Annotated in this window: 1 protein-coding gene; it reads right to left on the bottom strand. The window is 65.4% G+C overall.

The window, feature by feature from the left end; genetic code table 11:
* Positions 1-263 (bottom strand): sigma factor (locus SB764_RS41450; protein WP_410866961.1); only part of this gene is annotated, 263 nt, incomplete at both ends.

The raw sequence follows: 263 nt of genomic DNA, 5'->3' as shown, positions 1-263 counted from the left end.
GGTCCGTCGCGGCCTGGACTGCCCGCACGCGGTCTATGGCGCGCCGATGGGCGATTGTCATGAGCCAGGCCAATGGACTGCCGGCGGCGCGATCGAAGCGCGCAGCACCTTGCCAGACTTGGAGGTACACCTCTTGGGTGGCGTCCTCGCTGAGGTCGGGATCCACAAGAACCCGCTTCGCCATGCCAAATACTCGCCTGGAGGTGAGGCGGTAGAACTCGGCGAAAGCCCGTTGATCGCCTGTAGCCACCAGCCCGAGCAAC

Source organism: Paraburkholderia sp. SIMBA_027, from assembly GCF_046535315.1.
GTDB lineage: Bacteria > Pseudomonadota > Gammaproteobacteria > Burkholderiales > Burkholderiaceae > Paraburkholderia > Paraburkholderia tropica.
This window is presented reverse-complemented; position numbering and strand designations above follow the sequence as displayed.